Source organism: Nakamurella sp. PAMC28650 (genome assembly GCF_014303395.1).
Taxonomy (GTDB): Bacteria; Actinomycetota; Actinomycetes; order Mycobacteriales; family Nakamurellaceae; genus Nakamurella.
The window spans coordinates 2,261,034-2,272,861 of record NZ_CP060298.1 but is presented as its reverse complement, the minus strand read 5'-3'; the positions used below and the strand labels follow the sequence as shown (position 1 = coordinate 2,272,861).

14 protein-coding genes are annotated in these 11,828 nt (G+C 71.4%); 3 read left to right on the top strand and 11 right to left on the bottom strand.

The window, feature by feature from the left end:
* Positions 1 to 93 precede the first annotated feature (93 nt).
* The 5 genes from groES to tsaB all read right to left on the bottom strand — a co-directional run bounded on the left by groES (position 94) and on the right by tsaB (position 3,376).
* A complete protein-coding gene (gene groES / locus H7F38_RS10455; protein WP_187093993.1) occupies positions 94 to 390 on the bottom strand; it encodes a co-chaperone GroES in 297 nt (98 codons plus the stop codon).
* Positions 391 to 603: 213 nt separating this feature from the next.
* Positions 604 to 1,041, bottom strand: a complete 438-nt coding sequence (locus tag H7F38_RS10450; protein ID WP_187093992.1) for a DUF4259 domain-containing protein — start codon at positions 1,039 to 1,041, stop codon at positions 604 to 606.
* 69 nt (positions 1,042 to 1,110) lie between these two features.
* Positions 1,111 to 2,196 carry a tRNA (adenosine(37)-N6)-threonylcarbamoyltransferase complex transferase subunit TsaD gene (tsaD, locus tag H7F38_RS10445; RefSeq protein ID WP_187093991.1) on the bottom strand — a complete coding sequence of 362 codons (1,086 nt, stop codon included), beginning with the start codon at positions 2,194 to 2,196 and terminating at the stop codon, positions 1,111 to 1,113.
* Complete coding sequence (gene rimI, locus H7F38_RS10440) at positions 2,193 to 2,648, bottom strand: ribosomal protein S18-alanine N-acetyltransferase (protein ID WP_255498323.1); 456 nt, start codon at positions 2,646 to 2,648, stop codon at positions 2,193 to 2,195. Before rimI ends, tsaD begins: the two co-directional genes overlap by 4 nt.
* Positions 2,645 to 3,376, bottom strand: a complete 732-nt coding sequence (gene tsaB, locus H7F38_RS10435) for a tRNA (adenosine(37)-N6)-threonylcarbamoyltransferase complex dimerization subunit type 1 TsaB (RefSeq protein WP_187093990.1) — start codon at positions 3,374 to 3,376, stop codon at positions 2,645 to 2,647. Before tsaB ends, rimI begins: the two co-directional genes overlap by 4 nt.
* Before the next feature lie 167 nt (positions 3,377 to 3,543).
* Here tsaB and H7F38_RS10430 point away from each other — a divergent pair, with 167 nt between their 5' ends.
* The 3 genes from H7F38_RS10430 to H7F38_RS10420 all read left to right on the top strand — a co-directional run bounded on the left by H7F38_RS10430 (position 3,544) and on the right by H7F38_RS10420 (position 5,236).
* Entirely contained in the window at positions 3,544 to 4,572 is a 1,029-nt protein-coding gene (locus H7F38_RS10430; RefSeq protein ID WP_187093989.1) for a LacI family DNA-binding transcriptional regulator, read from the top strand.
* A gap of 86 nt (positions 4,573 to 4,658) precedes the next feature.
* The gene (locus H7F38_RS10425) at positions 4,659 to 4,928 is read left to right on the top strand and encodes a hypothetical protein (RefSeq protein WP_187093988.1); all 270 of its coding nucleotides are present in this window, start codon (positions 4,659 to 4,661) and stop codon (positions 4,926 to 4,928) included.
* A gap of 107 nt (positions 4,929 to 5,035) precedes the next feature.
* Positions 5,036 to 5,236: a hypothetical protein gene (locus H7F38_RS10420; RefSeq protein ID WP_187093987.1), complete on the top strand. Its 201-nt coding sequence runs from the start codon at positions 5,036 to 5,038 to the stop codon at positions 5,234 to 5,236.
* Between the two features lie 18 nt (positions 5,237 to 5,254).
* On the opposite strand, the gene tsaE is transcribed toward H7F38_RS10420, so the two are convergent.
* The 6 genes from tsaE to glmS are packed head-to-tail and all read right to left on the bottom strand — an operon-like array spanning position 5,255 to position 11,818.
* Entirely contained in the window at positions 5,255 to 5,782 is a 528-nt protein-coding gene (tsaE, locus tag H7F38_RS10415) for a tRNA (adenosine(37)-N6)-threonylcarbamoyltransferase complex ATPase subunit type 1 TsaE (protein ID WP_255498322.1), read from the bottom strand.
* Between the two features lie 6 nt (positions 5,783 to 5,788).
* Positions 5,789 to 6,889, bottom strand: coding sequence for an alpha/beta fold hydrolase (locus H7F38_RS10410; protein WP_187093986.1), 1,101 nt, complete (start codon positions 6,887 to 6,889; stop codon positions 5,789 to 5,791).
* The gene (alr, locus tag H7F38_RS10405; RefSeq protein WP_222618580.1) at positions 6,886 to 8,085 is read right to left on the bottom strand and encodes an alanine racemase; all 1,200 of its coding nucleotides are present in this window, start codon (positions 8,083 to 8,085) and stop codon (positions 6,886 to 6,888) included. Before alr ends, H7F38_RS10410 begins: the two co-directional genes overlap by 4 nt.
* Before the next feature lie 48 nt (positions 8,086 to 8,133).
* Positions 8,134 to 9,549, bottom strand: a complete 1,416-nt coding sequence (locus H7F38_RS10400; RefSeq protein WP_187093985.1) for an NAD(P)H-hydrate dehydratase — start codon at positions 9,547 to 9,549, stop codon at positions 8,134 to 8,136.
* Positions 9,546 to 9,947 (bottom strand): holo-ACP synthase, encoded by a 402-nt coding sequence (locus tag H7F38_RS10395; protein WP_370531359.1) that lies wholly within the window; start codon positions 9,945 to 9,947, stop codon positions 9,546 to 9,548. Before H7F38_RS10395 ends, H7F38_RS10400 begins: the two co-directional genes overlap by 4 nt.
* 2 nt (positions 9,948 to 9,949) lie before the next feature.
* Positions 9,950 to 11,818 carry a glutamine--fructose-6-phosphate transaminase (isomerizing) gene (gene glmS / locus H7F38_RS10390; protein WP_187093984.1) on the bottom strand — a complete coding sequence of 623 codons (1,869 nt, stop codon included), beginning with the start codon at positions 11,816 to 11,818 and terminating at the stop codon, positions 9,950 to 9,952.
* Positions 11,819 to 11,828: the final 10 nt, after the last annotated feature.

Genomic DNA, 11,828 nt, shown 5'->3' with positions numbered 1-11,828 from the left:
TGAATGTTGCCAGGGATGAACGGGTGAAACACCTACGCCCCGACCCCGCGATGAGCGGAAGCCGGGGCGCAGGCATGGATCAGCGACCAGAGGTCACTTGGTGACCTTGGCGAGCACGTCGCGTGCCGACAGGATCAGGTACTCCTGGCCCGAGTACTTGACCTCGGTCCCGCCGTACTTGGAGTAGATGACGACGTCACCTTCGGCGACATCGACCGGAACCCGGTTGCCGTTGTCATCGATACGGCCCGGTCCGACAGCGAGGACGGTGCCCTCCTGCGGCTTTTCCTTGGCGGTATCGGGGATGACGATGCCGGAGGCGGTCGTCGTCTCGGCTTCGTTGGCCTGGACGAGGATCTTGTCCTCGAGCGGCTGGATCTTCACGCTCACGGTGTGATCTCCCCCTTCTGGGGTCTGAAAAGAGTCTGCGGACGAACCTGGGAGCACTGCTGACCGGCGCAGGTACACGTCGGCCGACGGAGCAATGGCAGGCCCGTCGTCGCGGGAGCCGGGCCGTCGCTGCACCGTGCAACTAGCACTCTAGCCACGAGAGTGCCAGGTCTCAACCCGGGGGTCGGTTTATTCTCCGGGCCACCGGGCGACCTACTCCTGGACCGCCGAATCGGCCAGCAGATCCCGCAGACCCTTGACCGTCGAGCGGGCCTGCTGCCCCTGCTCCGACCCGGCCCACCGGGTCGCCCACTCGTTGTCCTGGGCCAGCAGGATGCGGTTGAGGGCAGCCCCGGCCAGCTGCCGGCGGGACGGGGTGAGCTCGATCTCCAGGTCGACGAACCAGGCCGCGACCGCAGTCGGGTCGTTCGCCCCGACCAGCACGTCACCGTCGAATTCGGCCAGCAGAAGGGCCAGCGCCACCAGCGCCGACTGCACGTCCGCAATGGCCAGCGGCTGCTCGGCCTGGGCCACCCTGCGCAGTGCAGCGGAGATCAGATCGCCGACGTCGGTCGGCCGGGCCGCCTGCAGCGAGACCAGAAAGCCCTGTGCCGCATCGTTTTCGAAGATCCCGGGGCCTGAGCTACCCATCTTGTCCCCTCCTGGGCTCGTGGTTCGGCAAGCAGTATGCGCCGCTCCCCGACCCCGCCGGGCGCACGGTCAGTCGGCCAGCACCCGGGCGACGGGCATCGCCGGGTCGCCCGTCAGGAACGGACCGGACGGGCGCGCCCCGGCGGCGACCAGGTGGGCGCCCACCGCCGCGATCATCGCGCCGTTGTCGGTGCACAGCCCGGGACGCGGAATGCGCAGGGCCAGACCCGCTGCGGCACAACGTTCCCGGGCCAGGGCCCGCAACCGGCCGTTCGCCGCGACCCCGCCGGCGACGACGACGGTCCCGATCCCGAGATCGGTGGCCGCCCTGACGGTCTTGGCCGTCAGCACATCGGCCACCGCCTCCTGGAACGAGGCGCACACGTCCTCGACCGGCACCGAACCGCCGGCCCGCTCGATGCTCTCGACGAACCGGGCGACGGCTGTCTTCAACCCGGAGAACGAGAAGTCGTAGGGCGCATCCTGCGGGCCGGTCAGTCCGCGGGGGAACCGGATCGCGGCCGGGTCACCTGCCGCCGCCAGTTGATCGATGATCGGACCGCCAGGGTAGCCCAGCCCGAGGAGCCGGGCCACCTTGTCGTACGCCTCGCCCGCCGCGTCGTCGACGGTGGTGCCGACCTCGGTGATCCGGCCGGCCAGGTCGTCGATCCGCAGCAACTGGGTGTGGCCGCCGGACACCAGCAGCGCGAGGGTCGGCCGGGGCAGCGGGCCGTGCTCGAGCGTGTCGGCCGCGACGTGGCCGGCCAGGTGGTTGACCCCGAACAGCGGCACGTCCCAGGCCGCGGCGTAGGCCTTGGCTGCGGCCACCCCGACGAGCAGCGCGCCGGCCAGACCGGGCCCGCTGGTCACGGCGATCGCATCCACCCGCCCCGGTGCGATGTCGCTCCGGGCGAACGCGGTCCTGACGGTGTGGGTCATCGCCTCGAGATGGGCCCGGGAGGCGATCTCCGGCACGACCCCGCCGAAGCGCGCGTGCTGGTCGGAGCTGGAGGCGATCTCCTGGCCGAGCAGTTCGGGTCCCGCGTCGGTCAGCCGGACCAGGCCGGCGCCGGTCTCGTCGCAGGAGGACTCGATCCCGAGAATCACCGCGCCCGGCCCCAGCCTGACGACGCCGGGGGCTTCTGAAGTCGTCATGCCCGTTTCTCCATCGTGTAGGCATCGGCCCCGCTGGGCTGGTAGTAGCGCCGGCGCAACCCGATCCTGGTGAACCCGGACGACTCGTACAGACCGATCGCCGCGATGTTGTCGGTCCGGACGTCGAGCAGGATCCGGCGGTCGCCCGCGGCGGCCAGCAGGTCGGTGAACAACGTGCGCCCCAGGCCGGCGCCCTGACTTCCCGGCCGCACCCCGATCGTCTGCACCTCGGCCTCCGTCGCAGCCCTGGCCAGACCCGCATATCCCTCGACCAGTCCGTTCTCCCCGCGAACGACCACGTAGTGGTGCCCGGCGGCGAGTTCGGACCAGAACATCGCCGGGGTCCAGGGCGAATCGGTCGGGAACAGCAGGATCTCCAGAGCGGCCACCTGCTCGATGTCCCACCAGCGCATCGGTTCGGGGGTCGCCTGCGCCCCTGGTGCTGCGGTCACCGCCCCAGCACCGACTTGCGGGGTCCGGGTGCGGTGGCATCGGGGCGCCGGAGGTACAGCGGTGCCAGCGGGCCCGGCACCACCCCGGTGAGCAGTGCCCTCGCCGCCGCCAGCACCAGACCGGTCCCGAGGTGGCCGGTCGGCGCCGGTACCGGCAGCGGCAGGACGGGGGCCAGCAGCTGCGTTCCCGGACCGATCATGCGCCCCGCCGTGACGCCGGCCGAGGCCAGCGCGGCCGGCGCGGCGACCGGGGTGATCGGCGCCGGTCCGAACAGCCGCGCCCCGCTCGCGGAGTAGGCGGACAGGTAGACCTCCCGTCGGCGCGCATCCGTCACCACCAGGAAATCAGCGTGATCGGACGGTCCCGGCGGTTGGCTGCGGGCGATCGCGTCGTGCGAACCGACGCCGTGGACCGGGATGTCGAGCGCGTCGCCCAGCGCCTGCGCGGTCGCGACACCCACCCGGAGCCCGGTGAACGGACCCGGCCCGAGGCCGATCACCACTGCGTCCAGATCGGCGAGAGCCTTCCCCGACTCGGCCAGGGCCTGCTGCACCAGCGGCATCAACTTCTCGGCGTGCGCGAAGGGATCGGTCACCGTGTGCTCGGAGAGCAGGGTGACAGGCTCGGCGCGCGCGGACGGGTCGAGAGCCAGCTCGTGCGGACGGAGCAGCGACAGCACCGCCGCGGTGACGGCAGGGGTCGAGGTATCGATGGCGAGCAGCAGCACGCGTGGATTCTAAGGCGCAGGGTGCCGTTGCCCCCATTTCGCGCGGGCCGGCGTCGGTACGCCCTATGGTCGGTTGATCACGGTGCCGGTGCTGTCCACCGCCTGGAACAGGGCCGGTCCGACGAGGCTCGCGAGTGCTCCGACAACGGGGAGAGGACCGCAGGTCCATGGCCGAACTGGTGACCCTCGCCGACGTGGCGCGCGCCGCGGGTGTCTCGCTGGCGACCGCGTCCCGTGCCCTGTCGGGTGCGGCCGGCCGGACGGTCAGGGCCGATCTCAAGGCCAAGGTGCTGCAGGCCGCGTCCGACCTGGACTACTCCCCCAACGCCAACGCCCAGGCCATGGTCCGTGGGACCACCACGACGGTCGGACTGATCGTGCACGACATCGCCGACCCGTTCGCCGCGGCGATCGCCTCCGGAGTGATGGCGGTGGCCGCCGAACGCGACCTGATCGTCACGATCGCCTCGACGATGTGGGACCAGGAGACCGAGATCCGCCACGTCGAGGCGCTGCGACGGCAGCGGGCCAGGGCCGTCATCCTGGCCGGCTCGCGCTTTTCCGACGGCGACCTGCAGGACCGGCTGGCGGCCGAGGTCGCCGGGATCACCGCCGCCGGCGGGCATGTGGCCGCGATCGGCCAGAAGGCGTTGCCCGTCAATACCCTGGTGCTCGAGAACGCCGGTGGGGCCAGACGTCTGGCGCGGGTGCTGTGGAGCCAGGGTTACCGGTCCTTTGCCGTGCTGGCCGGCCCCGAATACCTGCTCACCAGCGAGGAACGGCTGGCCGGCTTCCGGGAGGGCCTGGCCGACTGCGGACACGAACTGCCGGACGAGAACGTCATCGCCACCCAGTTGACCCGTGACGGCGGCTACGTCGCCATGACGGAACTGCTGGACCGGGAGGTCGAGGTGCAGGCCGTCTTCGCGGTGAACGACGTGATGGCGGTCGGCGCGATGGCGGCCCTGCGCGAACAGGGGCACCAGGTGCCGCAGGACATGGCGCTGGCCGGCTTCGACGACATCGCCACCCTGCGCGACGTCCAGCCGCCGCTGACGACCGTGCGACTTCCGTTGGTGCGGATCGGCCGTCGCGCCCTGGAACTCGCCCTGGACCAGGTCGACGGCCAGGAACCGGTGGCGCTGACCGTCCCCGGTGAGGTCGTCGTCAGGGCCAGCACCCCGGCCCGTCACTGAGCTGAGCATCACGTCCGTCCAGCCCTCACAGGAAGCATCCAGCAGCAGCAAAGGATCCACCTGGGTGCCGGGCCCAGAGTGAACTCATGACCGCCTACGAGATCACCCAGGACCTGCTCAATGCCACCACCGGCGTCACGGCAGCCGCGACACGGCCCCGACGGATCGGCCGCCTGCGCGGCATCATGACGGCCGGCATCGCGGCCGGTGCCGTGATCCTGGCCGTCCCGGCCGCCTCCGCCGCCTCCGCAGCCCTGACGCCGTCGCACAGCGCCGTGGCCGAGAACAATGCGAGTTCGACCCTGCCGTCCACGATCACGCTGACCACCCGCCGCACTGGGTCCGTCATCCTGTAGCTGCTGCACAGCAGGCGGTTTCGGGCCGGATCGTGCGCGGACCAGGTTCCCGCCGGACGCTCGGTTACTGTGAGGAGGTCTCCTCCCCGGCAACGAATCGAGCAACGATGAAGCGGACCCTCCTGATGGCCGTCGGTGGCTTGATCACCGTGTTCGGACTGCTGTTCCTGCTGCAGGGGAGCGGCCTCGTCAAGGGCAGCCCGATGACGAACAACCACTTCTGGATCTACGCGGGCGCCGTCATCGCGATCGTCGGCGCGGCCATCCTCGTGCTCGGCGTGCGGACCGCCAGGACCCGCATTCGCTAGTTCCCGACGAGGGGGCGTTCAGATCCGGGAGACGCCCGGGTCCGGGAGATGCTCGAGTCCGGCCGACCGCTCGGCCCAGTCGCCGCCGATCGGGGTCAGCGTCGCGACCCTGGTGTCGTCGGGCAGGCGTTCCAGGTGGACCACCAGGCGCGCGTCGGCGAGCCCGTCTGCGATGCCCTCCCCCCACTCGACGACCACCGCCGACGCGGTCAGATCGGTGTCCAGATCCAGATCGTCGAGTTCGACGGTTCCGGAGAGCCGGTACGCGTCCACGTGCACCAGCGGGACGCCCCCCGGCGCGGCCGGATGCACCCTGGCCAGCACGAACGTCGGGGACGTGATCACCCCGGCGACCCCCATCCCGGCGCCGATGCCCTTGGTCAACGCCGTCTTGCCGGCGCCGAGCGAACCCGACAGGATGACCAGATCCCCGGCGGTCAGACGCCGACCGAGCGCCGCACCGAGAGCCAGCGTGTGCGCCAGGGTGGGCAACTCCAGCGTCAGGTCGGCGGGTGCGGCGGGGGCGGGGTCCGGCTCAGCGTGCACGCCGACTCACCCGGACTTCCGGGCGATGGACCTGGCATGCACCACGGCCCGGGACAGCAGTCTGCGCAGCGCTTCGTTGACGATGTCCGGGCGCTCCATCATCGCCATGTGACCGGCACCGGCGATGACCACGAGTTCGGCGTCCGGGAGCGCCTCGGCAATGGCCCTCGACCGGGACAGCGGCGTTTGCCGGTCCGCATCACCGCAGATGACGACGACCGGCAGGTCGGCGAACACCGCCAGCGAGCTCATCTGCTCGAGAGACATCAGCGCCGGGAGGAAGTCGGTGATGACGTCGATCGGGGTGGCCGAGATCATCTCGTCGAGGTAGTCCACCATCTCCCCGGGTACGTCCTTCTGCGCGAACCCGAGCGCCCTGGTCAGCAGCCAGACGGCGTCGCGACTGCCGGCGCGGCCGCGTTCGATCAGTTTCGGGTAGCGGGCGGCCGCACCGCCGGCGATCTTGAGCAGCAGGCTGTTGGTCGACAGCAGGGCGCGGGACACCGGCAGGCTCCTGACCTCGCCGGCCGACGTCGACACCAACCCGACTCCGGCCACCCGGTCGGCGAACAGTTGCGGTCGCAGGCCGGCCAGCGTGATCAGCGCCATGCCGCCCATCGAGTGGCCGATCAGCACGACCGGACCGTCCGGGGCCGCCGTGCCGATCACCGAGGCAAGGTCGCCGGCCAGGTCGCTCATCGCGACGTGATCGGAACCGGCCCGCGTGGATCGGCCGTGCGAACGCTGGTCGAAGAAGACCAGGCGGGCCGACGGGCCTCTGCCGCCGGCGCCGAATCCCTTGCCTGCCAATCCGATCCGTTGGTAGTGCCACGAACCGGACCGCAGCGTCCAACCGTGGCCGAAGATCACCGTCAGGGGCGCGTTCTCCGGGCCGACCTCCTCGACGTGGAGCACGACGCCGTCGTCGGCGATCACCGAGTAGGTCCGGTCCGCGGCCAGGCTGTCGTAGCCGGGGGCGTCGTCACCGGAGGGGGCGCGGAACTTCCGGACGGCACGTCGCTGCGCGGTCACCCCGCCCAGCGCGGCCGCGCCGATCACTCCGGTGGTGATCGAGGCGGCCCCGATGATCTTGCCCCAGGTGCTCACGTGGATCCCTCGTCCATTCCTCCACCGATCGGAACGGGATCGTCGGCAGGGTGCCCAACATACCTCCGCGGAACCCGCACGGAGATTCTGGTGACGATCTCGTAGGCGATCGTGCCGGCCGCGTCGGCCCATTCGGTCGCCGTGGGTTCGCCGCTGGTGCCGGGCCCGAAGATGATCACCTCGTCCCCCACCGCCACGGCATCCTCGCCGCAGTCCACGACGAACTGGTCCATCGCGATCCGGCCGGCGATGCCGCGCCGTGTCCCGCCCAGGAGCACCTGGCCCCGGGCGCCGGCGGCTCGCGGGATGCCGTCCGCGTAACCGATCGGCACCAGCGCGAGAGTGGTCTCCTGCGTCGTGCGGTAGGTGAGGCCGTAGGACACCCCGTGATCGGCCGGCACCCGTTTGACCAGCGCGACCCCGGCGCGCAGCGTCATCGCCGGGAGCAGATCCGGAACCTCGTGCTCGAACGGGCTGATCCCGTACATCCCGATGCCGCACCTGACGAGGTCGAAGGTGGCCGCGGGCCACGCCAACGTGCCGGGGGTGTTGGCCAGATGACGCCATCTCGGGTTCAGCCCGGCGGCTTCGGCGACGGCGCAGGCCCGCCGGAACGCGCTGATCTGGTCCGTCACCGACCCGTCGTCCGGCAGGTCCGCGGACGCGAGGTGGCTCATCAGCCCGACGACGCGGATCCGGCCGCGTCGCTGCGCCCTGGCCGCATCGTTCACCAGGGCGGGAAAATCAGCCGGGGTCGAGCCTCCCCGGCCCAGCCCGGTGTCGATCTTGAGGTGCAGGTCGGCCCGGCCGCCCGGCGCCTGACCGGCGGCCTCGAGCACCGCAGCCAGCTGCAGCGGCGACGAGACCACCAACTGCACACCGGCCGCGATCGCGGGTCGGATGTCCTGCCCCGGCACCCACAGCCAGGCGACGATCGGCCGGTCCGCGGTGGCCTCCAACCCGGCCGCGACCAGTGCAAGACCCTCGCCGGGGGTGGCCACGCCGAGAGCGAGGGCTCCCGCCCGCCGCGCGGCCTCGGCGACCGGCACCGCCCCGTGCCCGTAGGCGTCGGCCTTGACGACGGCCATCAGCTCGGCGGCCGGGTTCGAGTTCCTGGCCACCTGCAGGAGCCACCGGACGTTGTGCTCGATCGCAGCGAGGTCGATGACGGCCTCGGCGCGGATCTGGGTGGTCACCTGACGATGGAACCACGTCCTGCTGCCACTGGAGAGAGCCGGGGCGACTCAGAAGCCGGGCACCCGGATCCGGTCCCAGAGGGCAGTCGCCCCCGGCGCCCGGTCGGCCGCGGCCCGCTCCCCCGCCCTGCCGTGCAGGTGCGCACCCGCGGCTGCTGCCTCCCAGGCGGTCAGCCCGCCGGCCAGCAGCGAGCCGATGATTCCGGAGAGCACGTCGCCGGATCCGGCCGTGGCCAGCCAGGACGAGCCGGTGGTGTTGACCGCGACCCTTCCCCCCGGATCGGCGATCAGCGTCCGATGTCCCTTCAGCAGGACGGTGGCGCCCGATGCCGCGGCCGCCGCGCGCACCGACCCCAGGCGGTCCGAGAGGTCGAGATCGGGGAACAGGCGGGCGAACTCGCGGTCGTGGGGGGTCAGCAGGGTCGGCCGTCCACGACGATCCTCCAGCAGCGAGCGGCGCCCGGCCAGCAGGGTGAGGCCGTCTGCGTCGACCAGCACCGGGACGTCGGATTCCATCACCGCTCGGAGCCTGGCCCCGGATTCGGTGTCGGTACCCATCCCCGGCCCGGCCACCCAGGCCTGCACCGGGCCGGCCCCCTCCGGTTCGTCGGCGGCCACCACCTCCGGCCAGCGGCTCACCACCGCCTGCGCCTGCGGGCCGGCGTAGCGGACCATTCCGGGCCGGGTGTTGACCGCCCCGCCGACCGAAAGGATCGCCGCCCCTGGGTACTGCCGGGAACCGGCCACGATGCCGGGCACGCCACCGCTGAACTTGTCGCCGGCCCGGCCCGGATCAGGGAGCATCGCCCTGACGTCCAGGTCCGTCAGGCTGAACGTCTGCGCGCCGAGCGGCTCGAATCCGAGGTCGGCGACGACCACCGCCCCCGCGAAGGCGTCGGCGATCAGCAGGGCGGTCTTCAGCCCGCCGAAGGTCACCGTCACGTCGGCCCGGAAGGCCACCTCGGCACGCCCGGAGTCGGGGTCGATGCCGGTCGGCAGATCGACGGCGACCTTCAGACCCCTTGCTGCGTTCGCTTTCTCGACCAGACGCAGGACGCCCGGCCGCATCGGGGGTCGGCCCGCAAGGCCCAGCAGTCCGTCGATCACCACGTCCGCGCCGGCCAGCACCACCTCCAGCGACGGATCGGACGCCTCGAGGACCCGCCCACCGGCGCGGCGCAGCGCGGCCAGAGCGCCGGCGTGCGCCCTGGCTGCGTCGAGAAGGACTGCGGTGACGGCCATCTGACGACGACGAAGCGTTGCGCCGGCGTACAGCGCGTCCCCGCCGTTGTTGCCGGGCCCGACCAGCAGCACGACCGTGGCCCCGACCACCGGCCGCACCCGGTCCAGCACCGCCATGGCGATCTCGTAGGAGGCCCGCCGCATGACCGAATCGTCGTGGACATCCTGCAGCGCAACGGCTTCGGCGGCTCGGATCTGCTCGACGGAGTAGGCGGGAATCATCCGGGCCGACCCAGGGCGAGGACCACCGCGGCGGCGATCCCGGCGTCGTGCGAGAGCGACAGCCGCCATGCGGTGACACCGAGCTCGACCGCCGCCGCCAGTACCGTGCCGGTCGGCACCAGCAAGGGTCGTCCCGAGGACTCCGAGATCACCGTGCAGTCATGCCATTCCATCCCCCGCGGTACCCCGAGCGCTTTGGCCACCGCCTCCTTGACCGCGAACCGGCCGGCCAGCGACGTCGCGCGCCGCGGAGCGCCGGCGTCGTTCGTCAGCTCCGAGGGCGCGAACAGCCTCGCCCGCAGCGACGGGGTCCGCCGGAGGGACTCGGCAAAGCGTTCCACCGCAACGACATCGATACCGACGCCGATGACGACGTGACCGCCCGGCACGTCCGCTATCACTATTCGACCGTGACGGACTTGGCGAGGTTGCGCGGCTTGTCGATGTCGTACCCACGGGTCCTGGCGATCTCGGCGGCCAGGATCTGCAGCGGAACGGTGGCGACCAACGGTTGCAGCAGGGCGGGGACCCTGGGCAGTTCGAGCATGAAGTCGGCGAACGGGGCGACCGTCTCGTCACCCTCCTCGCCGATCACGATGGTGCGGGCCCCGCGGGCCTGGATCTCCCGGATGTTGGACAGCAACTTGCTGTGCAGCAGGGGCTGCGCCTTGGGCGACGGCGTGATGACGACCACCGGGAGGCCCTCCTCGATCAGCGCGATGGGACCGTGCTTCAACTCACCGGCGGCAAACCCCTCTGCGTGCATGTAGGCGAGTTCCTTGAGCTTGAGCGCGCCCTCGAGCGCGATCGGGAACCCGACGTGACGGCCGAGGAACAGCACCGCCTTCGAATCGGCGATCTCCCGGCCGAGCCTCCGGACCGGATCCATCAGCGCGAGCGTCTGCGCGACCGCGTCGGGCATCTCCAGCAGCGTGTCGTACTCGCGGCCGACCTCGTCGGCGTACTTGGTGCCGCGCGCCTGGGCCAGGGCCAGTCCGACGAGAAGATTGGCCGTCACCTGCGCCAGGAAACCCTTGGTCGAGGCCACCCCCACCTCGGGACCGGCGTGCGTGTAGACGACGGCATCGGACTCGCGGGGGATCTGCGACCCGTTGGTGTTGCAGACGGCCAGCACCCGCGCACGCTGGCGGCGGGCGTGCCGGACCGCCTCCAGCACGTCGGCCGTCTCGCCGGACTGGGTGATCGCGACGACCAGCGTGTCGCGGTCCAGCACCGGGTCGCGGTAGCGGAACTCGCTGGCCAGTTCCACCTCGACGGGGAGCCGCGTCCAGTGCTCGATCGCGTACTTGGCCACCAGCCCGGAGTGGTAGGACGACCCGCAGGCCACCACGAAGACCTTGTCGATGGTGCGCAGTTCGTCCTCGCCGAGCCGTTGCTCGTCCAGCACGATGCGGGTGCCGTCGAAGTGCCCCCGCAGGGTGTCCTCCACGGCCGCCGGCTGTTCCAGGATCTCCTTGTCCATGAAGAACTGGTGGCCGCCCTTCTCGGCGGCGGCCAGGTCCCAGTCGACGTGGAAGGGCCGGAAGTCGGTGGTGGCCGATTCGCCCGGCCGGAACGAGGTGACCTCGTAGCCGGCCGGTGTGATCACCACCATCTGGTCCTGGCCGAGTTCGACGGCCTCCCTGGTGTGCTCGATGAAGGCGGCCACGTCCGAGGCCAGGAACATCTCGCCGTCGCCGACGCCGATCACCAGGGGTGAGTTCCGCCGGGCCGCGACCAGCAGGTCGGGGACGTCGGCGTGGGTGGCCACCAGCGTGAACGCGCCCACCAGCCGGCGGCAGGTGGCGGCCATCGATGCGGGCAGGTCGCCGGCGGTGGGGCCGGACGCGTACGCCGCACCGAGCAGGTGCGCGACGACCTCGGTGTCGGTGTCGCTGGCCAACTCGATCCCGGCCCGCTCGAGCTCGGCCCGCAGCACCGGAAAGTTCTCGATGATGCCGTTGTGGATGACGGCCGTCCGACCGGACGCGTCGGTGTGCGGGTGCGCGTTGCGGTCGGTCGGGCCGCCGTGGGTGGCCCAGCGCGTGTGACCCATGCCGGTGGTGCCCTCGAGCGCCACCGCACCGGTGTCGATGTAGGCCTCGAGGTTGGCCAGGACACCGGCCTTCTTGGCGGTGTGCAGCTCGCCCGCCCTGTCCAGGACGGCCACCCCGGCGGAGTCGTACCCGCGGTACTCAAGACGCCGGAGGCCCGCCAGGATCTGCGGCAGTGCCTGACGTGGACCGGTGTATCCGACGATTCCGCACATGGTCATCAGG